Source organism: Fibrisoma montanum (assembly GCF_003583365.1).
In the GTDB taxonomy this organism is placed as follows: Bacteria; Bacteroidota; Bacteroidia; order Cytophagales; family Spirosomataceae; genus Fibrisoma; species Fibrisoma montanum.
This window is the reverse complement of record NZ_QXED01000003.1, coordinates 865,716-891,667: the sequence shown is the minus strand read 5'-3', so window position 1 is coordinate 891,667 and position 25,952 is coordinate 865,716. Positions and strand designations below refer to the sequence as shown.

Annotated in this window: 27 protein-coding genes; 14 read left to right on the top strand and 13 right to left on the bottom strand. The window is 56.9% G+C overall.

Features of this window, described 5'->3' with window-relative positions; all coding sequences use genetic code 11:
• The first annotated feature begins 29 nt into the window (after window positions 1–29).
• From DYU11_RS13725 to DYU11_RS13685, 9 genes are all read left to right on the top strand, one after another.
• The gene (locus DYU11_RS13725) at window positions 30–2,693 is read left to right on the top strand and encodes an MGH1-like glycoside hydrolase domain-containing protein (protein ID WP_119668232.1); all 2,664 of its coding nucleotides are present in this window, start codon (window positions 30–32) and stop codon (window positions 2,691–2,693) included.
• A 6-nt stretch (window positions 2,694–2,699) separates the two neighbouring features.
• The gene (locus DYU11_RS13720; protein ID WP_119668231.1) at window positions 2,700–4,679 is read left to right on the top strand and encodes an amylo-alpha-1,6-glucosidase; all 1,980 of its coding nucleotides are present in this window, start codon (window positions 2,700–2,702) and stop codon (window positions 4,677–4,679) included.
• A 10-nt stretch (window positions 4,680–4,689) separates the two neighbouring features.
• On the top strand, window positions 4,690–5,532 hold the full coding sequence (locus tag DYU11_RS13715) for an MIP/aquaporin family protein (protein ID WP_119668230.1): 843 nt from the start codon (window positions 4,690–4,692) through the stop codon (window positions 5,530–5,532).
• Window positions 5,532–5,735, top strand: coding sequence for a hypothetical protein (locus DYU11_RS13710; protein WP_119668229.1), 204 nt, complete (start codon window positions 5,532–5,534; stop codon window positions 5,733–5,735). Before DYU11_RS13715 ends, DYU11_RS13710 begins: the two co-directional genes overlap by 1 nt.
• Window positions 5,736–5,754: 19 nt before the next feature.
• Entirely contained in the window at window positions 5,755–5,991 is a 237-nt protein-coding gene (locus DYU11_RS13705; RefSeq protein WP_119668228.1) for a hypothetical protein, read from the top strand.
• A 221-nt stretch (window positions 5,992–6,212) separates the two neighbouring features.
• Complete coding sequence (locus DYU11_RS13700) at window positions 6,213–6,923, top strand: response regulator transcription factor (protein ID WP_119668227.1); 711 nt, start codon at window positions 6,213–6,215, stop codon at window positions 6,921–6,923.
• Between the two features lie 180 nt (window positions 6,924–7,103).
• Window positions 7,104–8,342: a hypothetical protein gene (locus DYU11_RS13695; protein WP_147367937.1), complete on the top strand. Its 1,239-nt coding sequence runs from the start codon at window positions 7,104–7,106 to the stop codon at window positions 8,340–8,342.
• A 368-nt stretch (window positions 8,343–8,710) separates the two neighbouring features.
• A complete protein-coding gene (locus DYU11_RS13690) occupies window positions 8,711–9,769 on the top strand; it encodes a Rieske 2Fe-2S domain-containing protein (protein ID WP_119668225.1) in 1,059 nt (352 codons plus the stop codon).
• Entirely contained in the window at window positions 9,759–10,589 is an 831-nt protein-coding gene (locus DYU11_RS13685) for a hypothetical protein (protein WP_119668224.1), read from the top strand. Before DYU11_RS13690 ends, DYU11_RS13685 begins: the two co-directional genes overlap by 11 nt.
• Window positions 10,590–10,615: 26 nt before the next feature.
• Here DYU11_RS13685 and DYU11_RS13680 read toward each other — a convergent pair whose 3' ends face one another.
• From DYU11_RS13680 to DYU11_RS13635, 10 genes are all read right to left on the bottom strand, one after another.
• Window positions 10,616–11,137 carry a GNAT family N-acetyltransferase gene (locus tag DYU11_RS13680; RefSeq protein ID WP_119668223.1) on the bottom strand — a complete coding sequence of 174 codons (522 nt, stop codon included), beginning with the start codon at window positions 11,135–11,137 and terminating at the stop codon, window positions 10,616–10,618.
• A 26-nt stretch (window positions 11,138–11,163) separates the two neighbouring features.
• Complete coding sequence (locus tag DYU11_RS13675) at window positions 11,164–11,712, bottom strand: chlorite dismutase family protein (RefSeq protein WP_119668222.1); 549 nt, start codon at window positions 11,710–11,712, stop codon at window positions 11,164–11,166.
• An 18-nt stretch (window positions 11,713–11,730) separates the two neighbouring features.
• Window positions 11,731–12,213 carry a DM13 domain-containing protein gene (locus DYU11_RS13670; protein ID WP_119668221.1) on the bottom strand — a complete coding sequence of 161 codons (483 nt, stop codon included), beginning with the start codon at window positions 12,211–12,213 and terminating at the stop codon, window positions 11,731–11,733.
• A gap of 27 nt (window positions 12,214–12,240) precedes the next feature.
• Window positions 12,241–13,077, bottom strand: a complete 837-nt coding sequence (locus DYU11_RS13665; RefSeq protein WP_119668220.1) for a hypothetical protein — start codon at window positions 13,075–13,077, stop codon at window positions 12,241–12,243.
• 79 nt (window positions 13,078–13,156) lie between these two features.
• Window positions 13,157–13,615 carry a YHS domain-containing (seleno)protein gene (locus DYU11_RS13660; protein ID WP_119668219.1) on the bottom strand — a complete coding sequence of 153 codons (459 nt, stop codon included), beginning with the start codon at window positions 13,613–13,615 and terminating at the stop codon, window positions 13,157–13,159.
• 12 nt (window positions 13,616–13,627) lie between these two features.
• On the bottom strand, window positions 13,628–14,572 hold the full coding sequence (locus DYU11_RS13655) for an alpha/beta fold hydrolase (RefSeq protein ID WP_119668218.1): 945 nt from the start codon (window positions 14,570–14,572) through the stop codon (window positions 13,628–13,630).
• Window positions 14,573–14,668: 96 nt separating this feature from the next.
• Complete coding sequence (locus tag DYU11_RS13650; RefSeq protein ID WP_119668217.1) at window positions 14,669–15,298, bottom strand: LysE family translocator; 630 nt, start codon at window positions 15,296–15,298, stop codon at window positions 14,669–14,671.
• Window positions 15,299–15,314: 16 nt separating this feature from the next.
• Entirely contained in the window at window positions 15,315–15,839 is a 525-nt protein-coding gene (locus DYU11_RS13645) for a DinB family protein (protein ID WP_119668216.1), read from the bottom strand.
• Between the two features lie 57 nt (window positions 15,840–15,896).
• Window positions 15,897–16,331 (bottom strand): DoxX family protein, encoded by a 435-nt coding sequence (locus DYU11_RS13640; protein WP_119668215.1) that lies wholly within the window; start codon window positions 16,329–16,331, stop codon window positions 15,897–15,899.
• 35 nt (window positions 16,332–16,366) lie between these two features.
• On the bottom strand, window positions 16,367–16,834 hold the full coding sequence (locus DYU11_RS13635) for a YHS domain-containing (seleno)protein (protein WP_119668214.1): 468 nt from the start codon (window positions 16,832–16,834) through the stop codon (window positions 16,367–16,369).
• 392 nt (window positions 16,835–17,226) lie between these two features.
• Here DYU11_RS13635 and DYU11_RS13630 point away from each other — a divergent pair, with 392 nt between their 5' ends.
• The 3 genes from DYU11_RS13630 (at window position 17,227) to DYU11_RS13620 (ending at window position 21,483) form a co-directional block, all read left to right on the top strand.
• The gene (locus DYU11_RS13630; RefSeq protein ID WP_119668213.1) at window positions 17,227–19,560 is read left to right on the top strand and encodes an ATP-binding protein; all 2,334 of its coding nucleotides are present in this window, start codon (window positions 17,227–17,229) and stop codon (window positions 19,558–19,560) included.
• On the top strand, window positions 19,557–21,071 hold the full coding sequence (locus DYU11_RS13625; RefSeq protein WP_119668212.1) for a sigma-54-dependent transcriptional regulator: 1,515 nt from the start codon (window positions 19,557–19,559) through the stop codon (window positions 21,069–21,071). Before DYU11_RS13630 ends, DYU11_RS13625 begins: the two co-directional genes overlap by 4 nt.
• A 115-nt stretch (window positions 21,072–21,186) precedes the next feature.
• Entirely contained in the window at window positions 21,187–21,483 is a 297-nt protein-coding gene (locus tag DYU11_RS13620; RefSeq protein ID WP_199736720.1) for a putative quinol monooxygenase, read from the top strand.
• A gap of 160 nt (window positions 21,484–21,643) precedes the next feature.
• Here the strand turns inward: DYU11_RS13620 and DYU11_RS13615 are convergent, their stop codons facing one another.
• From DYU11_RS13615 to DYU11_RS13605, 3 genes are all read right to left on the bottom strand, one after another.
• Window positions 21,644–22,357 carry a DUF8737 domain-containing protein gene (locus DYU11_RS13615; RefSeq protein WP_119668210.1) on the bottom strand — a complete coding sequence of 238 codons (714 nt, stop codon included), beginning with the start codon at window positions 22,355–22,357 and terminating at the stop codon, window positions 21,644–21,646.
• 17 nt (window positions 22,358–22,374) lie between these two features.
• Window positions 22,375–23,382, bottom strand: a complete 1,008-nt coding sequence (locus DYU11_RS13610) for an NmrA family NAD(P)-binding protein (RefSeq protein ID WP_119668209.1) — start codon at window positions 23,380–23,382, stop codon at window positions 22,375–22,377.
• Between the two features lie 94 nt (window positions 23,383–23,476).
• Window positions 23,477–24,061 carry a Crp/Fnr family transcriptional regulator gene (locus tag DYU11_RS13605; RefSeq protein WP_119668208.1) on the bottom strand — a complete coding sequence of 195 codons (585 nt, stop codon included), beginning with the start codon at window positions 24,059–24,061 and terminating at the stop codon, window positions 23,477–23,479.
• A gap of 198 nt (window positions 24,062–24,259) precedes the next feature.
• On the opposite strand from DYU11_RS13605, the gene DYU11_RS13600 reads away from it, so the two are divergent.
• Window positions 24,260–25,168, top strand: a complete 909-nt coding sequence (locus tag DYU11_RS13600; protein WP_119668207.1) for a helix-turn-helix domain-containing protein — start codon at window positions 24,260–24,262, stop codon at window positions 25,166–25,168.
• Window positions 25,169–25,376: 208 nt separating this feature from the next.
• A complete protein-coding gene (locus DYU11_RS13595; protein WP_119668206.1) occupies window positions 25,377–25,781 on the top strand; it encodes a hypothetical protein in 405 nt (134 codons plus the stop codon).
• Window positions 25,782–25,952 lie beyond the last annotated feature (171 nt).

Below are 25,952 nucleotides of genomic sequence, written 5' to 3'. Positions count from 1 at the left end.
GGCGGTCGCCGTATAAACCTTCCAACTGTATGACTAATCCATCCCCTGAACAAGAACGTATTGAAGCCGGACTCACCTGGCGAAAGTGGGGCCCCTACCTGTCTGAACGGCAGTGGGGTACCGTCCGCGAAGACTACAGCCCCCACGGCACCGCCTGGGACTATTTCCCGCACGATCACGCCCGGTCGAGGGCATACCGCTGGGGTGAAGATGGGCTGGCCGGTATCTCCGACGACCGGCAGCGGCTGTGTTTTGCGCTGGCGCTCTGGAACGGTCGCGACCCCATCCTGAAAGAGCGGCTGTTCGGTCTGACCGGCCCCGAAGGCAATCATGGTGAAGATGTGAAGGAGTTGTACTATTACCTCGACAGCACCCCCACGCACTCGTACATGAAGCATTTGTACAAGTACCCGCAACGCGAGTTTCCCTATGCCGACCTGGTACATACTAACCGCAGCCGGGGGCGGCACGAACCGGAATATGAGCTGCTCGATACGGGCGTGTTTCAGGACAGCCGGTACTTCGACGTAGTGACCGAGTACGCCAAAGCGGCCGAAGACGACATACTGATCCGGATTACGGTCCACAACCGGGCGGCTGATCCTGCTGAACTGACGCTGCTGCCGACGCTCTGGTTCCGGAACCTGTGGTCGTTTGGTCAGATGGCCGAAAAGCCGAATCTGTCCTTGATTGCCCACGATCCGGTGGGGCACGTTCGGGCCAGGCACGAAGAACTGGGTACGTATCAGTTCTATTTCCAGCCCGCCCAGCGTACCCTCTTCACCGAAAACGAAACCAACAACGAACGCGTATACGGCTTTCCTAACCCATCCCCGTTCGTGAAGGATGCGTTTCACCGGGCCGTAATCAACCACGATTTCGACTGGATGGACGGGCGAACGGCCGGTACCAAGTTTGCACCGATGTACGCCCTGCGGATAGCGGGTGGCGCCAGCGCGACGGTTTGTCTGCGGCTGAGTGCAGACGTAGTGACTGAGCCATTCGACGGGTTTGATGAGCTGATCGACCTGCGCCGGCAGGAGTCGGATGGCTTTTACAGCCAGTTTGTGGCGTCGCACACGAATCCTGAACTGGCCAACATCCAGCGGCAGGCCTTTGCGGGGATGCTCTGGTCGAAGCAGTATTACCACATCGATATTCCGCGCTGGCTGGCGGGCGATCCGGGGCAGCCGACACCACCCGCCAGTCGCCGGACGGGCCGCAACCACCAGTGGGAGTCGCTCAACAACGAAGACATTATCTCCATGCCCGACAAATGGGAGTACCCCTGGTACGCGGCCTGGGACCTGGCGTTTCACTGCGTTCCGCTGGCGATGATCGACCCCGGCTTTGCCAAGCAGCAGTTGCTCCTGTTTCTGCGGGAGTGGTACATGCACCCCAACGGCCAGATTCCGGCCTACGAATGGGCGTTTGGCGACGTCAACCCGCCCGTGCATGCCTGGGCCTGCTGGCAGGTGTATCAGATTGAAAAGGCCAGACGGGGCGTTTCGGACATCGTTTTTCTGAAAAAGGCCTTCCATAAACTCAGTCTCAATTTCACGTGGTGGGTCAACCGGAAGGATACGCACGGAAAGAATGTATTTGAAGGCGGGTTTCTGGGGCTGGACAACATCGGCGTGTTCGACCGAAGCGCGGCCATTCCCGGCGGAGGACGGCTCGTGCAGGCCGATGGTACTGCCTGGATGGGGATGTACTGCCTCAACATGCTCGAAATTGCGCTGGAGATCACCCGGCACGATGCGGCCTACGAGGATATGGCTACCAAGTTCTTCGAACACTTCGTGTACATCGCCGAATCCCTCAACCGCATCACGCAGGACCCGGATATGTCGGGGTCCTGGGATGAGCGCGAAGGATTTTTCTACGACGTACTGGCCCTGCCCGACGGCCGGCACATTCCCCTCAAAGTACGGTCGCTGGTGGGGTTGTCGACTCTCTTTGCCGTGCTGCCGCTAGACATGAGTCATTTTGATAACGCCCCCGACTTCACGTTCCGGCTCAGGTGGTTTGCCGAATACCGCGCCAAGATTGTAAAGTATCAGGTGGTCGACGCTGCCGAACCGGATCAGATCCTGCTGTCGCTGATTCCACCCCGGCGGTTGCAGCGGCTGTTGCAGGCGATGCTCGACGAAGACGAATTTCTGGCGCCAGGCGGTATTCGGAGTATCTCCAGAGTCCATGAACGGGGGTATCAGGTCGACATCAATGGCGAGCAGTTCGGGTTGCGCTACGATCCCGGTGAATCAACGACGGGCGCGTTCGGCGGAAACTCCAACTGGCGCGGACCGATCTGGATGCCGATGAACTACCTGCTGGTGCAGGCGCTTCGGCAGTATGACCGGTATTATGGTCAGTCCCTTCAGGTCGAGTTTCCTACCGGTAGTGGTCAGTTCATGACGCTCGGGCGGGTAGCCGAAGCCCTGACCGAACGGCTGGTTGGTCTGTTCCGGCCGGGGGCCGACGGCAATCGACCCATCCACGGTTGGGATGCCGTTTACCGCGACGATCCGCACTTCCGGGATCTGGTGCTGTTCTACGAGTATTTTCACGGGGATACCGGGCGGGGCGTGGGCGCGTCGCACCAGACCGGCTGGACGGGTGTTGTAGCGCATCTCATCGATCAGGTTTTTATCAAGACAGTCAGTCGGCAACCGGCCCCTGTCGTCTCCTGATCGGCCATGTACTACTTTCTGAACAGTAATTTCGAACACCTCGCCGAGCGGGAATGGCTGATAACCAACGGCCTCGGCGGGTATGCCGGCAGCACACTGGCCGGGGCCAACTCCCGGCGCTACCATGGTCTGCTGGTGGCGGCCCGGAACCCACCCACCGACCGGCAGGTGCTGGTATCGAAGGTCGAGGAAACGCTCTTTACCGATCAGGCTACGACCGAGCTGTCGAGCAACCAGTACGTCGAAGTGGTCCATCCGCAGGGCTGGCGGTATCTGGTGTCGTTTGAGCGGTTGCCCCTGCCGAGGTGGATCTACCAGGTTGGCGGCCAGACTATTGCCAAAACGGTATTTATGGTGCAGACCGCCAACACGACTGTTGTTGCGTACCAGAACATGGGCCATCAGGCCGTTACGCTGCGGCTGAATCCGCTGTTCGTTCACCGCGATTACCACAGCCTGTTCCACCGTAGCGATTACTTCAACTATTACCTCGAACGACGGGAGGGCCTGCTGAAACTTTACGCGCACTTTGGTGCCGATCCGCTCTACGTCGCTTTTTCGGCCGGGGTGTTTATCGAGTCGCGGGCGTGGTACAACCGCTTCAGCTACCGCGAAGAGCAGCAGCGGGGGCTTGACTACCTGGAAGATGCCTATTCGGTGGGTTTCGTGGAAGTGCGTCTGGAACCCGGCGACGAATGTTTTCTTACGTTTTCGACCGATGAGCGCTTTCTGGCCAGTTCACCCGATGCGTTGCGGGCGTCGGAAATCAAACGGATCCAGACGCTCCGCTGTACGCAGTCCGACCAGTTTTTGCAGGACCTCGTCGTGTCGGCCAATCAGTTCATCGTGCAACGGAAAGTAACCACCGGAACGTCGGCGGCCGGCGTTCCGGCGTCCCAGAGCGAAACCATAATCGCGGGTTACCACTGGTTTACGGATTGGGGCCGCGACACGATGATTGCCCTGCGCGGTCTGTGCATTTCGCTCGGCCAGCAGCAGATGGCCCAGCGGATTCTGAGTACGTTTTTCCTGTATCTCGACGATGGGATGTTACCCAACCGCTTCCCGGACAACAACCAGGACCCCGTCGAATACAACACCATCGATGCAACGCTCTGGCTGTTTGTGGCCCTTTACGAGTACTACCTGCGCTTCGACGACGTATCGTTTATCGAACAGCATTTTGACCACCTGCTGACAATTCTCGACGCCCACCGTGCCGGAACCCGCTACGGTATCCACGTGACCGACGAGGGGTTGCTTTACGGGGGCAAGGGGAACGTACAACTGACCTGGATGGATGCCCGGGTCGGCGATTTCGTCGTGACGCCCCGGCACGGTTGCCCCGTCGAGATCAACGCGCTCTGGTACAATGCGCTCCAGATTACCATTTTCTTCGCCAAACAGCTTCGTAAAAAGCCCGACTTCTACGTCCTGCTGCTTCGGCGATTCGAAGAAAACTTTTCCCCGTACTTCTGGAACGAGCAGGGCTATCTGAACGACGTTGTCAAACCCGGCAGCGCCCCCGATGCCAGCATCCGGCCCAATCAGATCTACGCCCTGAGTTTACCATTCCCGCTGCTGAATCCCCACGCGCAGCAGCAGGTACTCACTACGGTCGAGCAGCACCTCTACACCCCCCTCGGCCTGCGGACACTGTCGCCCCAGGATCCGGCGTTTGTGGCCATGTACGGCGGTGATCCCTGGCTGCGCGATACGGCCTACCACCAGGGAACCGTCTGGCCGTTTCTGCTCGGCGAATACTGGCAGGCGTATCTGCGCATCCATGGTCAGTCGGAAGCCGCCAAACGTCGGATGTATGCCGAACTGGATACCCTGAAGCAGCATTTTTACGAAAACGACTGCCTGTTCGGTATCTCGGAAATTTTCGACGGGCTGCACCCGAAACGGGGCCGCGGAACGGTGCATCAGGCCTGGTCAACGGGCGCAATCATCAAGCTGCTGTCCGATTATCCGCTACGTTAACCGGTTACGCATGGCACCGACTCTCCGCAAAAAATGGCCTGTTTACCTGATTGAAGCGTGGGCTTTGGGTACGTTCATGCTCATGGCTTCCTTTGTCGTGATCCTGATTGAGCATCCAGCCTTTCCGGTTCGGGGGGCTGTTCCCTCGCCGTTGCTGCGCCGGGCGCTGATTGGCTTCGCTATGGGCCTGACCGCGATCAGTCTGATCTATTCCCGCTGGGGCAAGCTGTCGGGGGCGCACCTGAATCCGGCCGTGACCATTGCCCAGTGGCGGCTGAACCGGATTGCGCTACCCGATGCGCTGGCCTATATCGTCGCCCAGTTTGTGGGTGGAGTGCTGGCCATTGCCCTCCTGCACCACCTTATCCCGTACTTTATGACCCACCCAACGGTGAACCACGTAGCCACGGTGCCCGGCGAAACGGGGGTCTGGATCGCGCTGGCGTTTGAATTCGGCATGTCGTTCCTGATGCTGTCGATGGTGCTGGCCCTTAGCAATTCCCGGCGACTGGCCCCGTACACGGGCTATTTTGTGGGGGTACTCGTGGCGGTGTACATCACGGTTGAAGCCCCGTATTCGGGCATGAGCATCAATCCGGCGCGGACGGTCAGCTCGGCGATGTCGGCCGGTGTCTGGACGGCCCTCTGGATTTATTTCGTCGGGCCGATTGCGGGCATGTCGCTGGCCGGCTGGCTGTATCGGCGGCAGTACCGCCGGCGTTACGGGGAATGCCGGTCGATGGCCATGCACCTGTCGGGGCAGCGCAACGGTTGCCAGACGTACGAAGTGCTGTGGTGGGCCGAAGACGGCCCCGGTAAACACCTCATTGAACATCCATCAAACGAATCATAATGTCTGTCGAACTGCTTGTTACTCTCTTCTATGGCTACCTCGTTTCTGGCGCGGTGTTCGGGGTGTATTTTGCCGGTTGGGGAGCCGCCCGTCTTGATCCCGAAGCGCACCAGATGCCCGTTATGCTCAGGCTGCTGTTGTGGCCGGCATCGGTCGCTTTGTGGCCACTACTGTTATGGAAGCTGTGGCGGTCAGATAATTGACTTTCAACCACTTAATGCTATGACTCCAACCCTTCGACGCGCTCATCGCACCATCTGGCTGGTGCTGGCCCTGCCGGTTGGCCTTGTGGCGGCCCTGCTGGCGTACCGCTCTCCGCAGCAACAGGAGCCGGTTCGTCCGCCCCTGCCCGGTGCCTTACCGGTTCTTGTGCGCCCGGCCAGAACGGATAGGCTGGTACTCAGCCTGCGTCAGTTGGCAGATGGAACTGAGCGGCAGATCGGAATCCGGGTACGCTAGCCGTTCGAGGTGCCACTGGCGGTGGTGTGCCGTCGGGAAAAAGGGGAGTAGCAACCGGTTGGCAACTTAATGCGCCTGGTTTGTACCGGTTCCCAATCCGCCTAACCGACACTCATCCGCAGGGCGTTATCCTGGATAATTTACACCGGAAGACGCTGCAATTCATACCGCTTTAAACGGACAGTCTGGTAAATCCTTTTCCTCTAACCGACCCTAACGCTATGAAACCTCACCCCAGGAAAGTGCTGGTTATCGACAACGATGCCTGGATTGTCAATACGATCCGCCCTCACCTCTACCAGCTGCCAGCTAACCTCCTCAGCACCAACTCCGGACAGGCTGGCCTTTCACTGATCGCCGAGCAACCTGTCGATCTGTGCATTCTGAACAGCCACGCTATTGACATGAGTGGTCTGGAAATCTGTCGGCAGATTCGCCGGTTCGACCAGCAAATGCCCATTATGATGCTGACCGCAACGGCCCGGGAGGCCGACAAAGTGGAAGGACTGGAAGCCGGAGCCGATGACTACCTGACCCAGCCATTCGGGATTGCTGAGGTTATGGCACGAATACGGTCTGTACTGCGCCGGAGCAGTCTCTCCACCAACGCGATCCATACGTCCCGGCAGGCGCTTGTACACGGCCCGATGCGAATCGATGTAGCGGCCCGGATTGTGACAATCAGCGGCAACCGGATTGACCTGACTCCTAAAGAGTTTGACCTGCTGGCGTTGCTGGCGGCCAATCCGGGCAAAAGCTACCGACGCAACGATCTGCTCAAACAGGTGTGGGGGTATCAGTTCGACGGCTACGAACATACGCTGACGGCCCACATCAATCGCCTGCGAAACAAAATTGAGCCCGATTATACGCAGCCTGCGTACATCCTGACCACCTGGGGCATAGGCTACCGGTTCACCGACGTACCATAACGGGTCAGCCGGGACCAGGCAGGGGCTTCGATTGCACCCACGACAAGTATAACATTTCTATAACTATTGAATACTGTGAGGTTCTGGCGATATCCACTGCCGTTATTGCTGCTGCCTGGAAAGACAATGCCGGGTGGCAGCAGGCTACTTTTCATTCATACGTCAACAACCAAACTGGTTATGCAGACAACACTAACTTCCCTATTCGGACTTTGCCTCGTGAGCATACTGCTGGCGGGCTGTACGCACGAAACGACCGACCAGCAGCCGGCGCTTAAACAGGAAAAAGCGGGGTTTAACAAGGATGCCGCCCTGACAGAAGTAAACACCCTGCTGGCAACGGCCGACCGCCAGACGGGTCGCTTGGCCGGAGCCCGGCAGGCCGTCCGGTTCACCCGGGAACAGAACGTATTTTTTCCCAGTGCCCTGGCCGTGAACTTCCAGAGCACACCAAAAACCGTTACCCTGCCGCTTTACAAAGGCATCGGTCCCAGCGGCAACCCGACGTATTACATTATCACCGAAGCGGCCAACTTTTACGTAGCGAAACTGCTGGGCGTCAACTTTGCGCCAAAGCTCATCTTCGGCCGTGATACGGAAGGGGCTCAGGACGTGACGCTTGAAGGTGGTATGATCCGGTTTGAAGGCGACGTTGACTTTAGCCCGGTTCGTGAGGTTAAGGCGGGGCCAGACCCCAACACGTTCCCGCCGGCGGTAGCGAAGCCGGGTGCTGTGGGCGATGCCCAGTACTCGCCCCTGCTGGTTCTGCCTAGTGGCTCCGTTATCAACGCGCCCATCGTAGCCAACAGCACCGGCGTACACGACCACCTGGTGAGCATCGACTACGACCGGGGAACCGTTGTGTTTGAGCTACTGGACGGGTTTCAGGGCGGTGCGCAGTTCTATTTCCACCTGGTTACCGAGTCTTCCGATGTTGGCGCTGCAACCATCGAACGGGGAACGTACACGCCCCGGCTGGCGCAACTTCCGGCCTTTGGTCAGAGCTACCCAACGGATGAATCTGCCCTGCTGGGCTTCTCGCCGGTATCGAACGGCGAAACGGGTTTCAACAGCCCCAACCGCCAGGGACTCAACTCAACCATTCTGGATGGAAACCTGGCCGATCCGATCAACATTTTTCCGCTGGACCCGGAAAACAACAAGCAGTTTAACAACAACTACAGCCCCATGTGGGACGCGCACCTCAACGCGTGGACGCCCCAGGCTATTGCAGCCGGTAAACGTCGACGCATCCGGAGTCTGGAAGAGCTTCAACAGTTGGTGAAAGAAGGCCTGGTTACCAATTTCGCGGGCAATGTAGGAGCACCCAACGGGTTTGTGGCCGGACTGAAACCAACGAATGCGATCATCAACTGTCCGGTGATAGCGCAGCCCGTGGCTGCTGTAGTCACGCCTTAAATACACAGCTATACAGGAGTAAATCCACCCGGTGCTTCCTGTTGCCGAATCAGCCAGATGATGTTTCGTCTGGCTGATTCGGTACGTAGGCAGGGGTAGTTCGGGGCCAAAAAGCAAAATAAGGGTTGTCTGCCATTTGTATGCAGTCCTTGAAAAACGATGGCCGCTGCTACCGGGTGTTCACACCATTTCGGGTGACAGGAACGGCCTAGCCGACGAACAGATTTCCGAATGCTGGACTGTGGTCGGTTTTTGTCGTCTTTCTTTGCCGGTTTCTCGGATAATCAGTTGTTACAGAGCCGCAAAGTCTTTATTTTCAGGCAGTAATTGTTTCGTCTCATTCGTCTATCTGCTACTCGCGATCCTGCATGGCCGAGCATTATAGTTCTGTTCTCTGGAACCGTCAAAAGCGCCTGTACGATCTGACCATTGCCGGGTTAGCAGTTGTTTATCTGGTCATCTTCTGCACGCTGCAGGCCGTCCTGTTTCCACAGGTCACGACCGAAACCATTATCATCCGGGCTACCAGTACACTGGCGTTTCTGATGCTGCACGTCATCCTGATGATTGGGCCGCTCTGTCGGCTCGACCGGCGGTTTTTACCCCTGCTCTACAACCGTCGGCACCTGGGCGTCAGTATGTTTGTCGTGGCGGCTGTGCACGGCGGGTTTAGTATTTTGCAGTTTCATACACGGGGCGATGTCGATCCGCTGGTTTCGCTGTTCGCGTCCGAGCGGCAATACGCTAGTTTTTCGCAATTCCCGTTTCAGCCGCTGGGTTTTGTAGCCCTGCTGATTCTGTTTGTGATGGCCGCGACGAGCCACGATTTCTGGCTCAAAAACCTGAGCCCCCGCGTCTGGAAAATGCTGCACATGGGGGTTTATCTGGCCTACGCGCTGATTGTCATGCACGTTGCTCTGGGCATACTGCAACAGGAAACGTCGCCCGTGTATGCTGGGTTGATGGCTGTGGGCATACTGACCGTAACGGGATTGCACCTCGCAGCCGCTTTTATCGGGAATCGGCACGAGCTACACCCTGCGGCCCCGCCAGCAGACGGCTTTGTTCAGGTCTGCGACGTAGCCGATATTGCAGAGAACCGGGCGAAAACCATGCTCATCAACGGACAGAACATTGCCCTGTTTCGCTACGACGGCAAGCTATCGGCGGTAAGTAATCTGTGTCGCCACCAGAACGGGCCACTGGGCGAAGGCAGGATTATCGACGGCTGCATTACGTGTCCGTGGCACGGCTACCAGTACCTGCCCCAAAACGGCCAGTCGCCCCCGCCCTTTACGGAAAGAATTGAAACCTACGCTGTGCGGTGCGTTGGCACTACGGTCTGGGTTAATCCGCAGCCGCATCCACCCGGAACACCGCTGGCCCCGGCGCTCCTCAACCCGACCACTCTGAGCGATGAAAACTGACCCTGATTTCTACGTTGGCTGGCAGGACAAGGCGCCTGCTTCGTTTGCCAGGGCCCTGCGTTGGGTGGTTATTACGTTGGCGATTCTCGTGCCGCTGATGGCTGGATTGCTGGTCTGGGCGCAACGTGGGTTTTCGGAAGCAGTTTTCGAGTACGGTCAGCTGACTACGCTTGAAGGCCGGCTGATTCGCGAACCGGTTCCGTTTTTGCGTGTGCCGACGAACAAAACCTCAGCGGGTGCGCCACGTTTTGAGCGGGTGCTGCTGATTGGGTACGGCAAGCACGGTGCGGAACAAACCATCCGCCAATGGGAAGACCGGTATGGGGCGCTTACCAGCAAGTCGATCCGCATCCGGGGCACTCTGATTCGTTACCAGGGCCATACTGCGCTTGAACTGACCGAAGAAGCGGCTGCCCTACAGACCGTAGCAAACCCCGCTATACCACCCGCCAGGCCGGTTCTCCGACCGCTTGGCCACGTAACGTTGCAGGGTGAAATCACCGACCCCAAGTGTTTTCTGGGTGTCATGAAGCCCGGCGATGGCCGCCCACACCGCTCCTGCGCCATTCGCTGCATCGCGGGGGGGATACCGCCTTTGCTCTGGGTTCAGAACGGCCGGGGGCACGCAAACGGCTATGTTCTCGTCGGTCCGAACGGCGAGCGGATCAATACCCAACTCCTGGAGGCCGTAGGGCGCGGAGTTCGGGTAACGGGTCGGCTCGAACAGGCCGACAACTGGTTGATTCTGTATGTTGATGGGCCGGTTGAAACGACGACCTTACTGGCCGACGTGCAGGCGCAGATCGCGCTGTGCAGATAACGTACTGAACGAATCATTCCAGAGCGTCAGGAAGCGGAAAGCGCCTTTCTGAAAATAACTTTATCGTCGCCGGCTTTGTAGAAATCCCGGATGCGGGCTTCTTCGTCGTAGCCGCACTTGCGGTAAAAGGCCCGCTGGTAGTCAAACTCGGGGATTCCCGACGTTTCTACCAGCAAAATCCGCTCACCCCGGGCGGCCAGGGTATCTTCCACGTAACGTAACAAAGCGGCTCCCCGGCCCTGACCCTGACGGTCGGGGTGAATCGCGATCAGGTACAGGTTCCACGTTCCCTCGGTCAGTCGTTCCGGAGCGTAGTAGGCAACACCGACCGGGCCTTCGTCATCGTCGGTGAGCCAGTAGTGGTCGCTGTCCGGTCCCTTGTCGAAATAGTCGGCCATCATCGCGTCGAGCATCTCCGACGGAAACAGCTCAACGGCGTCGATCAGGGCTTTCAGGGCCGGTACGTCGTCGGGTACGGCCGGCCGAATCGTCGGTGTATTGGCCGGAGCATCCCGACCAGTAGTGGCAAGGTTCGTATTGTTGTGCATGGGATACGTTCATTTGGGTATGGGCCCTATGACGCCCGCACCAGCCGAATGTCAATTTCGCGGCTGATGTAGCTCCATTCCCGGGTTTGACGTAAGGCGTTCACAAGGGCTTCAAACTGAACAGCGTGAGCCGGTGCGTATTCAAACCAGGTCAGGAAGTCGAACGGCCCGCCAAGGTCCCGGCAATGATACAGTTTCCGGGCTATGGCGGGCAGATAAGCCAGTCCCGTCTGGATATGATGCGACTGATCTTCGAACAAATGCCGCCGTTCGTCCTGAGATAAAGCCCACCAGGCTTCTGTCTTGCGGATGGGAATCAGGGCTGCGCAGATGGCTTCGGGACGGCCAAGGCCAGCCTGGATGGCCGTCAGGGCTTCTTTTTCGGTTCGTTCGGTGTAGCGCAGGTTGCTGGCGACGCCTGTCAGGGCCCATACGCCTGCGTCGCGCCCGGGAGTGGAATCCAAATCGATCCGGAGGTGAGATGCCCAGTCAAGCGACTCCCCGGCCACGGTGTGCATGTGGGTTACCTTCCAGGGGCCGTGATTGCCACCGATAAACGTCGAATGTGTCGTCATGAATGCTGCCCGGGCGGGTTATTTAAGTTCTGCGTTACCAAACAGGACCGAAAATGCCTTGCACCAGATCAGCACGAATCGCTGCCGGGATGGGTCGGCCGTAGCCGGAAGTTCGACCGAGAAATTTCCCGTCGTGCTGTTCAGTCTGGCTACTTCGATGAAGTTACGCAGGGCGGTGTTTTCGGCTAGGTAAATGCGCAGGTCAGGGCCGCCGTCGGTTCGGAAGTTGGTGAACACGAGCGTTCGTTTGCCGTTGCTTTCGGATACCTGTACGGTGCCGCTGGTTGGGTGGACATTACTCATGAACACGCCCTGGAAAAGAGTCGGCTGGCCGGTCGTGCCGGTCATTGATCCCGGCGTTGTGCCAACTGACGTGGTGCCCGAGACCGGCGTTGTGCCGGTTGTCGGGGGAGTGGGATCAATGATTTCTTCGGTGGTTGTCGTACAACCGGTCAGTAGCCCTACAGCGAGGACGAAGGTAAGGGGAAACAGCGATTTCATACGTAGGTTGGTTTATGTTGATGCGTATTACCATTTGATGAAAATACCGGCGTTGTACGACCGCGAGAACGGTACGTTTTCGCCCGCCAGCGCTCCAATGACGCTGGCCGTAAGCCCCAGCCGGTCGGGAACGAGGTCGTAGGCTGCCTTCAGGCCGGCTCCCAGAAATAGCTGGTCGTTCAGGTACGTGCCCGTGAACTGATACGCTTCGGTGTTGAAGAATGGACCGTTTCTGGCGGGTAACCGGAAGTCGAGCGTACCGGCTACCCACAGACGCGGATGCAGTCGGTAGCCCAGTTCGCCGTTCAGTTTCAGGAAGTTGCTGTAGTTCTGCGTCATGAAGCCATAACCGGCTTCGGCATAATAGTAAGTACGGCTCCCTCCGGAGCCAACCGACAGGTAGGGCATGACCGTCCAGCCTTCGTAGCCGGTTCGTAACCCCAGCCGGTCGTTGTTGGCGAACGTATTGGCCAGCGCATCGACGCCCACGCTGAGTTTCACCGGGCCGTTCAGCAGGGCCCGTTTCAGACCCAGGCCGATGTTGCCGATGCCCGTCAGCGTACCGGCCGGGGTCGGGTTGGCGCTGAGGTTCGTGCTCCGTTCGGACCTCAGCAGTTTGTAGGGCAGCACGGCCCGCAGTTCCCAGTTTCTGGCGATACCATACTCGGCATACACCTGAAGCGTAACGTCGCTGAGGTTGCGGTAAACGGGCAGTTCGGAGCCGCTCGGACCAAACACGGCGTTGTAGTACAGACCTGAGTAGCCAAACTGGACAAATCCCTTGCGGTACCCCCGAATCCAGGGGCCACCGGCAAGCAATAGCGTTGGCAGAAGCAGGAGAATGATGGTTAGAAATCGGCGCATAGCGTTGGTAGGGTTGGAGGTTTATGGTATGTAGTGGCCGACCGGCCGGGAACCACATACCATAACCTGGTGTGTCTGCTTACTTCGGTTCTTTATCCTTATCCTTGATTGTCGGCCAGTTGGCGTCCGCTTTTTTGATGTAGCCGGCCTGATCTTTAGCCCATTCGGTACGTACTTTGGTGTTGTAGTTGAGGTACAGTTTGCCGTTGTTGATTGTCCAGGCATCGGGCTGGGTTGGGGCTTTGTAGCCGCGTGACGTACCGAACGCACAGTAACCTCCGTACTGGGGGGCGTACTTTTCGGGGTCCGCTTTGAAGGCGTCACGGTTTTTGGCACTGGCAAATTGCCAGTCGGCACCCTCGTAGCTGTACGAAAACTGCGGATCACCGGCTACCGGTTTACCCTCGGTGAAGTAAGCTACCGGATCGTATCCGCGAATGGCTTTGCCGTCGGGCGCAAATACGGGCGACTTCTGCGCAAAAGCGGCTGTGATGGTGAAAAGAAACAGAACCGTAAGTCGAATGGTGATTGATTTCATGGGAGTTGCGTATTATTTGGTTGATAAATCAGGTTGTGCCGAATCGGCAGGTAGGGGTTGATTGAGTTGATGAAGAATTGCATCGCGGATCAGGTCCGGGCGGCTCCAGGGGATAAAATGATTCATTTTTGGAACCATCTGAATCAGAACGGGGGCGCTGACGAGCATTCGTTTTGCAAAAGGGGCGTTATCGGGTGAAACCAGCGGGTCAGCGTCGCCCTGAATCACCGTTACCGGCACGCGGATGCTACGCCACAGGGGCATCATCCGCTGCAGTTCACCCTTAAGCGGTAAGATTTCCTGATTGCTCACGTCGAGTTCAGCAGGCAGCCACTGCCGGAACGGGAAAACATTTCCGACGTGCCGATACCATTCAAATTTCTCCAGGTCCGGGTCAATGGAGGGGGCTACCAGAACCAGACCGCCTACTTCATCGGGGTAATCCATCGCCAGCCGGGCTGCCACGGGGCCACCCAGCGAGTGGCCGACCAGAATGGGTTTACGGTTGGCGTGACCCAGGCGAAGCAGCGGAGCCAGATCGGCGGCCTGTGCTTCCAGCGAGCGTTCGGGCTCACCCAGATCCGATTTGCCGAAGCCCGGCCGGTCGACCGAGATCAACTGCGCCCGGCCGTACAGCGACGAGTCGGCGAAAAAACCGATGAAGGCGTCCCAGGCCCCCGGCGACCCATGAATGAACAGGACCGTCGGGAGTGTATCGGCGTTCGCTGCGGGTGTATGGATGCGGGCGTAATGAATCGTCCGGACACCATCCGGCGAAGGCACATCGTAAAATCCGAACGTGGGTTTAACCGGCCGGTCGGCGAAGTAAGCCTTCACTTTTTTGTCGGACATCCGCACCGAAACGCATTGGGGCAGAAAGACAACCAGCAGGATAAGAACGAGCCAGATCATACGCCAGCGTAGAAGTTGAAGCCACCAGGGCGTTGAAGGTTGCATGATGTAGACGTTTGGCTTTCAGCATTCGGGGGTTGGTTACAGATCAAGTTGAACGCCTGAACAGACCGAATCCCGAACGCCGACGACCGTAAACCGTTAGACTAACCGAACCGCCTGCCACAACGCCATGCCGATAAACAGACTCCCCGACAGGCGGTTGATCCACGGGCCACCCAGATAATCCAAAACGCGGTACCGCTGCCGGTCGGCCAGCCACACGATCCCGACCAGCAAACCAAAGGCACCCACGGCCGTAGCCAGCGAAAACACCAGATGGCTAGCTGCCCGCCCGGCCGGAACCAGCATGGATTGGCCGATGGTGGCCTGGCTCAGGTAGAGCCACACCGCCGACCAGAAGGGCAGGAGCTGAGGGTTCGTGCCGCCCAGAGCCATTCCTTTCCAGAACGGAAGCAGGGGGCCGTTGACGGGCTGACCTGTCAGCGAAACCGGTTTCTGGCGGAAAGCCGCGATACCCGCCCCCAGCAGTACCGGAATGGGGGCGATGGTCAGCACCGTTGCCCAGCCGGAATCCACCGGAATGAGCATCAGCCCGCCAGCCGCCAGCGCACTATACCCGATCTCGGGCAGACTACCCCCCAGCGCCAGCCACAGACCCGCACGTCGGTTCTGGCTGAGGGTCGTTTGCAGCACGGCCAGGTTGACCGTGCCGGGGTGCAGCGACCCGATGAAGCTGATGACACAGACGATGACGAACAGAAGGAGCATGGTGGTAGTGAGTAGGTCAGTGAGACTGATGCTGGACCGTTGAGTAGGCCACGCCAAAATGAGCCGGCAACACCAGGGTAGTAAAATCGCTCCGGACAGCCACCTGGATCAAGGCCATGTGGTGAATCGCGTGTTCAATGTTGTAGAGCAGCTCCCGGGCAAACGTCGACGGTATTTGAATGGTCTCGGCACCCGGAACGCCGGCCGCCGATAGATCCGCTTCCAGATGAAGCGGGTGGTTCAAATCCAGGTGGTGAATAGCCCGGTCGAGGGTGCCGATGCGCCGAAGAGCTTCATCGGTATCGACTTCGAGCCGAAGGTCGCGCTGCCGTCGGTCATAGTTCAACAGAGCGATACCACGTTGGGCGGTTTGGGCACTGTCGACCAACAATTCATAAAACTCCAGAATATGCCGTACGTGTTTGCCGATGGTGTTCCCTGAGAGGACAGGTAACGGGCGAGCGTAGTCCTGGTCAGTCAATTGGCCGATTACGTTGGCGAGTTGCATCAGAATATCAGTACTGGCGGATTTCAGAGACATAGGGGATGTGCGAAAGAGTGAACGGGCAAAAGAGCGAATGAGTGAACGAGCGAACTTTTACTCATTCACTCGTTCGCTCTTTAGTACAGGTTGGGCAGATAGCAGGCTACTCACAAGGGGTAACCACTGCTGGCGCGTCAGGTAGAGAACCACGACACAACTCAGGGCTACGATAAGGCCAAGGGCAAACAGATACCCGCCGTCGCCCAGAATATCAATACCCAGGATCGTGAGGTGAGCCCCGATGGCACCGAGCATTACGCCCAGGCCCAGACCAGCCCCGATCCAGCTCGTCCGGGGAATCAGGATGAGGAGCGCGGCAATCAGTTCGACGATCCCCGAGCCGATGCGGCCCCACGGTTCAACGCCCAGTTTGGCGAAGATGTACACGGATTCGGCCTGCGCACCAAACTTGAAATACAGAGTCTGAAGGAGGATGATGGCGGCTACCAGACGAGCGGCCCAGAGAATATAAACTGATACGTTGTTCATGAGTGATAAGAAGTTTGAAGGGATTGGAACAGAAATCAGGATTGGGTGAATTTTGACCAGCTGGCGTCGGCTTTTTTGTGCAGATTCGGCTCGTCCTTGTTCCACTTGGTTAGAGTGTTGTTGATGAAGCTGTGGTAAAACAGAAATAACTTGCCGTCCTTGATTTTGAAGGTTTCCGGATCGACTTCGACTTTCTCGCCGGCGGCACCCATTGCGTAGGCACACCAGCCGCCGTACTGCGGTTCGTATTTGTCAGGATTGTCCTGAAAGGCCTTCAGATTAGCGGGGGTTGCGAACCGGTACGTTACGTTTTTGTAGGTGAACGCATTGGCGGCTGAGCCTTTCACGGCCTTGTTCTGGGTGAAGTAGGCGACGGGATCATACCCCTGGATAGCGAGGCCATTTTCCAGGTTATACTGTTGTTTGCGGACGGCCGGGTTGGATTGGGCCAGCGCACTGCCTGTCAGAGCGAGGGCGACGAAGAGCGTTACTAGCGTTTTCATACTTCTTGTTTGGTTGCGTTGTGGTTGAGCCGGTTGACTGCGGCTCCCTGTCCATTCATTTTTCAAATACTGTTCCAGCCGGGCCGACCTGCTTAAAAAGGCCTTCTACGAACAGAAAAGGGCTAAAAACAAAGTGGGACGGTGTGCCGGGGCCAACTCTCAATTTGGGAGGAGTTACGATATTTCGTAACTTTCACGAAATGCCAGAGGCAAGCTAACTATTTGCCGGTCAGTCAATTGTCTGTCAGCCGACAAAAGAGACCATTTTCAGCCCGACAAGCGGTTGTCTGCGATCAATACCCCGTGTGGACTGGAAATTGCACGAATTTCTGCCAGCGGACGATCGCCCGGGCGGCTCATTCCATTCGTCGGCTTTTGTCAACCCCCTTGTCATGAACGAAACTGCTTTGATTCCGGCCAATGTGCTGCGTCTGTCGCACTTCACCGTCGAAAATGCGCTGGAGCCGATCCTGCTCTTCGACCACCGCGGGCAGGTGAAGCGGGCCAATGCAGCCGCCTGCCGACAGCTTGGCTATGCGCCGACGCAGGTCGACCGGCTTTATTTTGGCGATATTCACCCCGGCTATACCGATGAACAGTACGTGCAGTTGTGGCAGACACTCAAACAGCGCCATACGTTAACCCTCGAACTGCCCCAGCAGCGGCAGGATGGTACCACCCGGCAGGCCGAAGTCGGGATGAATTTCGTGCAGTTTGAAGGCGATGATTATTTGTGCTGCTTCGTCCGCGACGTAACCGAACGGTCGCAGCTGGACGATACCCTGCGCCGGATCTCGGAAGGAACGGCTTCCGACATTGGCATCGACTTTTTTCAGTCGCTGGTACAGCAGCTGACCACAACGCTGAACGTGCAGTTTGCGATGGTAACGGAGTGTACAAACGTCGAGAAAACCCGCGTCCGTACCCTGGCCTTCAGCGTTAACAACGCCCTCCACGAAAACATCGAATACGATCTGGCGGGGACCCCCTGCGACATTGTTATGAAAGGGCGCGATTTTTACTACCCGACCGACGTAGCCGAAAACTTTTCGAAGGACGCCGGGGTGGAATCGTATCTGGGCGTACCGATCTACGATAAAGCAGGTGAGATTGTAGGGCATTTGTCGGTCAGCGACTCACGGCCGATGACCGACCACCACAAGTACGTGGGTATTCTGCGGGTGCTGGCCGCCCGGTCGGGAGCCGAAATTGCCCGCAAAGTGGCCGAAGAACGGCTGCTTCAGATACAGCAGCACCTGGAGGCCACCGTCGTGGAACGTACCCGCGAACTGGCCGCAGCCAAAGAAGAAGCTGAAGCGGCCAATCGAGCCAAAAGTGAATTTCTGGCTACGATGAGCCACGAACTACGCACACCCCTGAACGGCATTCTGGGATATACGCAACTGTTCAAACGGGATCCGACTTTGAGTGACAGCCAGCAGAATGGCGTCAAGGTCATGCACGACTGCGCCGAAAGTCTGCTGTCGCTCATCAACGACGTACTGGACCTCTCCAAAATCGAAGCCCGTCGGATGGAGGTACTGTCGGAGGCATTTTACCTGCCCGACCTGCTGCACAACATCACCCAGCAAACGCAAATCCGGGCCGAGCAGAAAGGCTTACGGTTTGAAACGGACCTGTCGGCGAACCTGCCCGAGTGGGTATTGGGCGATGAGCGTAAACTCCGGCAGGTTCTGCTCAACCTCCTGGGCAATGCCGTCAAATTTACCCCGTCGGGCTCCATTACGTTCCGGGCCGGGTGGAACCCCCGGACTACCCCCGGTGACGCCGGTACGCCCAGCATCGGCTTTATGATTGAAGACACCGGTGTCGGCATCGCCCATGATCAGCTTGCCACCATCTTTCAGCCGTTTCAGCAGATTCGGGAATCGACCGATTTTGTGGAAGGTACCGGCCTTGGCCTGTCCATCACCGACCAGCTGGTTCGGCTCATGAACGGCGATCTGTACGTATCCAGCCAGGCCGGTCGGGGAACGCAGTTCCGGCTGTCGCTCACGCTGCCCGAGGCACCGGTCAGGCCGGCGAATCCCCCGGTCGTACAACCCGATCAGCCGATTGTGGGGTACGACGGCCCGCGCCGGACGGTACTGATCGCCGACGACGGCTGGGAAAACAGTTCCATCCTGAAAAACCTGCTTCAGCCACTGGGCTTTACGATTATCGAAGCCCGCAACGGACGTGAGGCCGTGGAGAAAGCGGTGCAGCATACGCCGGATCTGGTTCTGCTCGATCTCGTGATGCCGTACCTCGATGGCTACGGAGCCCTGAAGCAGATCCGGGTCAATCCGGCCACAAAAGCCGCTAAAATCTTCGCCTTTTCGGCCAGCGTGTTCGAACAGGACAGACAACGGAGCCGCCACGCCGGATTCGATGATTTTGTGCCGAAACCCGTTGATCTGGACGGCCTCCTGACCAAAATCGGAACCCACCTGACACTGACGTGGCAGACGCAGCAAGCGGTCGCCGATGCAACGGCCAACACGCCCCCGGACCGCGTGGTTTCGGTGCCGGAGCCGGGTCAGCTCGAAGCGCTGTATGAACTGGCCCGGATGGGCGATATTCAGGCTATCCTGACCCACCTGAAGGCCCTTGAAAAAGCCAGCCCGGCCTACCAGCCGTTTGTGGACGATATCCGGCAGGCAGCCAGTGAATTCGATACGCGCAAGATTAAAAAACTCCTCCAGGCTTCTCTGAAACCAGCATGAATGCACTCCCGACCTATCCTGCCGATGTGGACGACGTAGACCAGATGGGCGCTGGCCGTACCATCCTGATCGTGGACGACATGCCCAACAACATCAGCGTGCTGTTCGAAACGCTGACCCGCTTCAACTTCAAGGTGCTGGTGGCCCGCGACGGCAAAAGCGCCATCGAACAGGCCGGGCTGGGGCAGCCTGATTTAATCCTGCTCGACGTCATGATGCCCGGCATGGACGGCTTCGAAACCTGCCGGCGATTGAAGCAGCAGGAGACCACCCGGGCCATACCGGTGCTGTTTATGACGGCCCTCTCCGAAACCATCGATAAGGTCAACGGGTTCAACATGGGCGCGGTAGATTACATCACCAAGCCGTTTCAGTTGCAGGAGGTACTGGCCCGCATCAATACCCACCTGACCCTGCGCCAGTTGCAGCGCGACCTCCAGACTGCGAATGCCAGGCTCGAAACCCGTGTTGCCGAACGGACGGCCTCGCTGGCGAAAGCCCTGGCGGAAGTCGAGACTCTGAAAAATCAGCTTCAGGCTGAGAACACGTACCTCCGCGAAGAAATCAGGCAGACCAGCAATTTCGACGAAATCGTCAGCCAGAGCAAGGCCTTTGGAAAAGTGCTGCGGCAGGTGGAACAGGTCGCCCCAACCAACACATCGGTGCTGATTCTGGGGGAGTCAGGAACGGGGAAAGAACTACTGGCCAGGGCCGTGCATAATTGCAGCGGGCGGAGCAAAAAAACGCTGGTCAAGATTAACTGTGCGGCTCTGCCCGCTACGTTGATCGAAAGCGAACTGTTCGGCCACGAAAAAGGCGCATTCACCGGGGCTACGACCCAGAAAATCGGTCGCTTTGAACTGGCCGACGGCGGTACCATCTTCCTCGACGAGATTGGCGAGATGCCGATTGAGCTGCAATCCAAATTGCTGCGGGTGTTGCAGGAAGGTGAATTTGAGCGGGTGGGCAGCACCAGAACCCTGAAAGTCAACGTTCGTGTGATTGCGGCTACCAACCGCGACCTTGAAAAAGAAATCAGCGAAGGCCGCTTCCGGGAGGATTTGTACTACCGGTTGAACGTATTTCCCATCCAGAGTTTGCCTTTGCGGGAGCGGAAAGAGGACATCCCGCTGCTGGTGCGGCACTTCTGTACCAAACACGGTCCCGGCATCGGCCGCCGGATCGACGTCATACCGCCGGATGTGATCGATACATTGATGGAATACCACTGGCCGGGTAATATCCGCGAACTGGAGAACGTCGTCGAACGCTCGCTCATCATCTCAACGGGCCGGAAGCTGGAACTGGGCGACTGGTTGCTGCGGAAACGGTCGACGCCCAAACCAACCGGGCTCGTCACCATGGAAGAAGCCGAACGAAACCATATTCTGGCCGTGCTGGACCACACGCGCTGGAAAGTAAGCGGCAAAAACGGAGCCGCCGAAATTCTGGGCATGATTCCAACCACGCTCGATTCACGCATGAAGAAACTGGGGATCCAGCGGCCGTAGAAGGTAGACTGTCCCGGCTGCATTGTTAGTAAGTACCCTTTTCAAATGAAAGTGCCCATTTAGGGTGATGAAGTAAATAGAGTCAGTACCATTCACGTTAACCAGTCGAAAAATCATGGAAAAGAACGTAGGATTACTCGTCCGTCTTGTAGCAAAACCTGGTAAAGAACAGGCCGTTGCCGATTTTCTCAGTAGTGCGCTGCCATTAGCTGAAGCGGAACCAAACACCGTTACCTGGTATGCTGCCCGGATAGATGAACAAACGTTTATCATCTTTGACACCTTTCCGGATGATGAAGGTCGTCAGGCTCATTTGAGTGGCCCTATTGCTGCGGCTTTGATGGCTCACGCGGAGGAGTTACTGGCCGAAGCCCCTGACATCAAGCCTGTTGCCGTGCTGGCCTCAAAGTAGCATCTGGTAATTGCCACGCTGGCAACCTGTCCGACTGTTCGTTGAAGCAGGTTTGCCGTGTTAAGAAAGAGAATGTCCCTCTTTCTTAACACGATAGTATAAAGGCAGAACACCGAATCGGCTGGAGTTGTCAGATCCGTTTTAGGTTATAAGACCCGTCTTACGTAGTGGTTAAGCCGACCCGGGGAATAACCAGCAGTTGCCGGATTGACACCAGGTGGCTCCACAGCACCACCGGCACAATGAAGCTGGGCAGCAGCACGAACGGAAACAGGCCTATCCCCACGTTGGGCTGGTCAAAGCCGAACCGCTGAAACGGCAACGGAGCTGACAGGACTGCCGTACCAACGATGTTTAGCAGCAACCCGACACACAACAGGTTCCAGACCAGTAACAGGCGGTAGTTTACCCGTCCGCCGGTAAAGCCCAGCCAGGCTACCAACGGCGCACTTAACCCCGCCAGGATGTCGAAATTACGGCCTTCGAAGGTCATCTCTACCGGCACCAGTTTACCAAAAAACAACCAGAGCAATACCAGTTCCACAGGAATGCGGACGAGGTGAATCAGCGTCAGCCGCTGGAGCGGAAGCGTTTGAAAAAGAGCCCGGCTTCGCTTTCGACTGAACAGCCCGACGAGCAGCAACAGCGGTGGGCCAATCAGAAAAAACAGTCGGGGAGGTCTGGTATTGGCAACCTGAAAGAATCCGCTCAGCGCCAGACTGCTCACCAGCAGCCACCATAGCATGAGCAGTCCCGCCACGGTCAAAAGCCGCGGCTGGCTGACCCGTTGGCGCAGTACATTCAGCAGCAAAAAGAAGGTAAGCAGCACAGTCAGTCCAAAGACGACGGGGACATAAACGGGCAAGGTATTCATGGTGTGTTGTATTGAGTTTAGGATTGGTTTAACGCAGCAAGTTGCCGCTTATGGGGGAGGGGCGTAAAGGGCATGCTCATGAACTTCCTGACGGCGGAGAGCCAGGTAGTGAACGTACGTTTCCCGTAGGGCGACTGCTGAATGAGTCGGTGGGCAATGGTTTCAAAACTTTCGGGTTCGCGGCCGGTCAGTTCGTTGACGACGTCGGTTGGGCCACCCACATCGAATCGGTTGAGTCGAAACTGCTGGTTATAAAAATTGCCCTGAACAATACTGAACGCGTCATACCCAAATTCCTTTCCGGTCATGAATCCGGCTTTCAAAAACAACTGGTCGGGTATGTTTAGTAGCCTGACTTTCCGGCCACTGACTTTAGTGAAAACGGCCGCCATCTGCTCCGCTGAAACCGATTCGGGACCCGTCGGGTGTATTTTCTGGCCGACATAGGGCGCGGGGTTTTTGAGCAAAGCCGCAGCTACGGCACCCAAATCCTGACTCGAAATCCAGGGGCATTTCCCGACCCCGAACGGCGATGGCATAATGCCGAGTTGAACAATAAATTCGATAAGCGGGGCCACGTTCTCCGCAAAATATCCCGGATTGAAATACACAACAGGCAGTCCGGATGCTTCGAGCAACTGGTAGGCCGTTTTTATGTCGTTGGTGAGCATGCTTTCCTGATCGTCGAATTCGGCCAGCCACTGCCCCATAAAAACAATTGCATCGAGTTGGGCTTCCTCAGCCGCCCGGATAAAGAGTTTCACATGCTGCGGCATACCCGGCATGATCGGGTGACAGTAGTACACCCGCTTAACGCCCTTCAGCGCCTTCGTCAACGACTCGTACTGGCCAAACTCGCCGATAGCTAGTTCGGCCCCGAGCTTTTCCAGCTCCAGCGCCCGTGTGTTTCTGGATCGTACAAAAATCCGGACTCGGTACCCGTCTTTCAGCAGTTGAAGGGTAGTTTCGTAACCCGTCTTGCCCGTTGCCGATGTAATCAATATTGGCTCGTTCGTCTGTATCATAATCGTGTTCGTTTACGATACAAAAGACGCTGCCAGCATCTGGCCGCAGCTTCGCAAATGGAAAGAACGTACTTGTCATTTGGCAAGAAATGCGTCAGCCCTTTTTGGCGTACTCACGCCGGATGCGGCTCAGCGACGTGTCGGTAATGCCGAGGTAGGAGGCAATCTGCTTCAACTGGGCGGACTGAAACACCTCGCGGTTTGTGCGGATCAGGTCGGCATAACGCTCTTCGGCGCTTTGGTTAATCAGCGCCAGCGTGCGTTGTTTAAAGGCGGCAAACTCCCGCGCCAGCATCGCCCGCCCAAACTCCCGAAATTCGGGCATCGCGTGGAAGAGTTGGTTCAGCTTATCGAAGGTCAGGATAAAGCCCCGGCAGTCGGTCAGGGCCTGGATGTTTTCATCGGAAATCCTCCGCATGAAAAAGGACGACACCTCAAACACCACCCGATTTTTGGCGTAGAACCCGGTTGTTACTTCGTTGCCGTCGGTATCGAGCGTAAAAGCCCGCATAACACCATCGGTCAGAAACAGATAGTCGTTACTGACTTTACCCGCCCGGACGAAATACTCATTTTTGGCAAACACACCATCCTCGAACTGGTCGGCTATGCGTTCGACCGTTGCGCGGGGAATGGGCAGGGTTTGTTCAATAAACTGAATCAGTGGTTCTTTGTCCATCGTTTGACAACCAGCATAAGAACTTTGGCCGACAACAAGCCGTCTCCAAACCGGTTGGCGCTAAGTTAACCGACCGACATGTAAAAGTGAAGGCAAGGTTAATCAGAGGCCCGGCAAAGGAAGTATCTGAAGCTCTGGACTAGATTCTGGCCCGCTTTTTTTGCGCGTGAAAAAGCTAAATAGTCAAACTTTATAACAATGCAACTTGTCTTCCCGCTCTATTCAATCGGGCATTTTATCAACCAGCCCGACAAGCCAACGGAGTTCGAAATAACGCGCTTCGAACAGATGGAGGAGCCGGATGTGGAGGACCCCCACAAACACACCTTCTATGAAATTATCTGGATTGATTCGGGGCGTAGTCGCCAGGCGATCGACTACGTGGAGTACGAGTTGACGCCCGGTTCGCTGTTCTTCATTTCGCCGGGGCAACTTCATTTTTTTGAGGAGTGGGAGCCGCTCACCGGCGGCAGTATTCTGTTCACCGAAGACTTTTTTCTGCTCAATTATCAGAACCGGGACACGCTGTTTGAACTGAGCTTTCTGGATAATTTTTACGCCAATCCGCTGCTGAGACCCAGCCCCGACAACTTCGCCGATATCCGGCATACCATCGAACTGCTGGGTCGGGAGCAGCAGCGTACGGATCGGTCAAATGCCATTACGCAGTCGCTGCTTCATGTGCTGCTGGCGCAGATTCAGCGGTGCATTGACAGTGAGGCAGGCCAGGCGGTGCCGAAGAAGTACGTGCTTCTATATAAAAACTTGAAAAGCCTGCTGGATCAGCACTTTGCCGACAACTGGCCCGTCAGCGTCTACGCCGACCGGCTGAACATTACCCAGCACCACCTGAATCTAGTGTGTAAACAGGTGACCGGGAAAACGGCCAGTGAGGTTGTACGGGCACGGAGTATGCTGGAAGCCAAACGGCTGCTCTCGTTTTCTGACCTGACCATTACGGAAGTAGCGACGCAGCTTAATTTTCTTGATTCGTCTTATTTTGCCCGGGTGTTCAGGCGTGAAACGGGTGCATCACCGGTAGCGTTCAGGCAGGCTCTGATCGAAACGTGGCGCGGGAGCGGATCGCTCAGCCGGTATCCGACGTAGCCGGGTAAACCACTACGGGTGTTCAGACTATTTCCATGCATAGGGTAAAGCCGAGGGCTTGGTTCTCGCTCGGTTTACGAACCGATAAGCCTTGCCGTACGCTTGATAATGGGCCTTGAGAGGCCTCTAAGCAGAATTTAAGTTGTCTGTAAGCTTTTCTTAAGCTAACAAGAAGTTATTTGTGAATTGACAGTTAACTCAACGTACGATGAAAAAGACACTTGCTAACATCTCTTTTGCTTCGCTGATCCTGATTGCTGGATCATGCACCCCAACAATGAACTTCCTGCCCTCGTCAGTTGTCCCGGCGGCTACTGGTAAGGTGCACGTGAAGCGGGATAAAAACGAAAACTATCTGATTAAGATGAACGTACGGAACCTGGCCCCGGCCGACCGGCTAACTCCCCCACAACGTACGTACATCGGGTGGATGGAATCGGATCGTAACACCATCAAAAAACTGGGTCTGCTCGAACCGTCGTCCAAAGCGCTGGAGGCCGATCTGACCGCAACGGCCATCGACCGCCCTAATCGTGTCTTCGTTACGGCCGAGAAAGGCCCGGAAATTCAATATCCGGCCGGGACAGAGGTGTTAGCCACCGAACGCCGGTAAGCGTGTTGACGAACCGGAGCACCGCCTGAAAGCGCTTTCAAAGCAATGGCCGGAAAATAGTCAACAACGTAGGGCCATTCGCTTTCGGCTAAGCTGCTGTTATGATTCAGGCGCTCATTGCCAACGTATCAAAAGCGGCCGAAATCGTTGTCAACAGGGCTGAGGGTCTCA

Excerpts from the sequence above, each read along its gene's own strand:
- DYU11_RS13695 (WP_147367937.1), top strand. The coding sequence starts at position 7,104 with ATGCAGACAACACTAACTTCCCTATTCGGACTTTGCCTCGTGAGCATA.
- DYU11_RS13680 (WP_119668223.1), bottom strand. The coding sequence starts at position 11,137 with ATGCACAACAATACGAACCTTGCCACTACTGGTCGGGATGCTCCGGCC.
- DYU11_RS13645 (WP_119668216.1), bottom strand. The coding sequence starts at position 15,839 with ATGTCTCTGAAATCCGCCAGTACTGATATTCTGATGCAACTCGCCAAC.
- DYU11_RS13595 (WP_119668206.1), top strand. The coding sequence starts at position 25,377 with ATGAAAAAGACACTTGCTAACATCTCTTTTGCTTCGCTGATCCTGATT.
- DYU11_RS13715 (WP_119668230.1), top strand. The coding sequence starts at position 4,690 with ATGGCACCGACTCTCCGCAAAAAATGGCCTGTTTACCTGATTGAAGCG.
- DYU11_RS13655 (WP_119668218.1), bottom strand. The coding sequence starts at position 14,572 with ATGCAACCTTCAACGCCCTGGTGGCTTCAACTTCTACGCTGGCGTATG.
- DYU11_RS13700 (WP_119668227.1), top strand. The coding sequence starts at position 6,213 with ATGAAACCTCACCCCAGGAAAGTGCTGGTTATCGACAACGATGCCTGG.
- DYU11_RS13600 (WP_119668207.1), top strand. The coding sequence starts at position 24,260 with ATGCAACTTGTCTTCCCGCTCTATTCAATCGGGCATTTTATCAACCAG.
- DYU11_RS13670 (WP_119668221.1), bottom strand. The coding sequence starts at position 12,213 with ATGAAATCGCTGTTTCCCCTTACCTTCGTCCTCGCTGTAGGGCTACTG.
- DYU11_RS13620 (WP_199736720.1), top strand. The coding sequence starts at position 21,187 with ATGGAAAAGAACGTAGGATTACTCGTCCGTCTTGTAGCAAAACCTGGT.
- DYU11_RS13690 (WP_119668225.1), top strand. The coding sequence starts at position 8,711 with ATGGCCGAGCATTATAGTTCTGTTCTCTGGAACCGTCAAAAGCGCCTG.
- DYU11_RS13650 (WP_119668217.1), bottom strand. The coding sequence starts at position 15,298 with ATGCTCCTTCTGTTCGTCATCGTCTGTGTCATCAGCTTCATCGGGTCG.
- DYU11_RS13720 (WP_119668231.1), top strand. The coding sequence starts at position 2,700 with ATGTACTACTTTCTGAACAGTAATTTCGAACACCTCGCCGAGCGGGAA.
- DYU11_RS13675 (WP_119668222.1), bottom strand. The coding sequence starts at position 11,712 with ATGACGACACATTCGACGTTTATCGGTGGCAATCACGGCCCCTGGAAG.
- DYU11_RS13630 (WP_119668213.1), top strand. The coding sequence starts at position 17,227 with ATGAACGAAACTGCTTTGATTCCGGCCAATGTGCTGCGTCTGTCGCAC.
- DYU11_RS13660 (WP_119668219.1), bottom strand. The coding sequence starts at position 13,615 with ATGAAATCAATCACCATTCGACTTACGGTTCTGTTTCTTTTCACCATC.
- DYU11_RS13665 (WP_119668220.1), bottom strand. The coding sequence starts at position 13,077 with ATGCGCCGATTTCTAACCATCATTCTCCTGCTTCTGCCAACGCTATTG.
- DYU11_RS13605 (WP_119668208.1), bottom strand. The coding sequence starts at position 24,061 with ATGGACAAAGAACCACTGATTCAGTTTATTGAACAAACCCTGCCCATT.
- DYU11_RS13640 (WP_119668215.1), bottom strand. The coding sequence starts at position 16,331 with ATGAACAACGTATCAGTTTATATTCTCTGGGCCGCTCGTCTGGTAGCC.
- DYU11_RS13710 (WP_119668229.1), top strand. The coding sequence starts at position 5,532 with ATGTCTGTCGAACTGCTTGTTACTCTCTTCTATGGCTACCTCGTTTCT.
- DYU11_RS13725 (WP_119668232.1), top strand. The coding sequence starts at position 30 with ATGACTAATCCATCCCCTGAACAAGAACGTATTGAAGCCGGACTCACC.
- DYU11_RS13635 (WP_119668214.1), bottom strand. The coding sequence starts at position 16,834 with ATGAAAACGCTAGTAACGCTCTTCGTCGCCCTCGCTCTGACAGGCAGT.
- DYU11_RS13705 (WP_119668228.1), top strand. The coding sequence starts at position 5,755 with ATGACTCCAACCCTTCGACGCGCTCATCGCACCATCTGGCTGGTGCTG.
- DYU11_RS13610 (WP_119668209.1), bottom strand. The coding sequence starts at position 23,382 with ATGATACAGACGAACGAGCCAATATTGATTACATCGGCAACGGGCAAG.
- DYU11_RS13625 (WP_119668212.1), top strand. The coding sequence starts at position 19,557 with ATGAATGCACTCCCGACCTATCCTGCCGATGTGGACGACGTAGACCAG.
- DYU11_RS13685 (WP_119668224.1), top strand. The coding sequence starts at position 9,759 with ATGAAAACTGACCCTGATTTCTACGTTGGCTGGCAGGACAAGGCGCCT.
- DYU11_RS13615 (WP_119668210.1), bottom strand. The coding sequence starts at position 22,357 with ATGAATACCTTGCCCGTTTATGTCCCCGTCGTCTTTGGACTGACTGTG.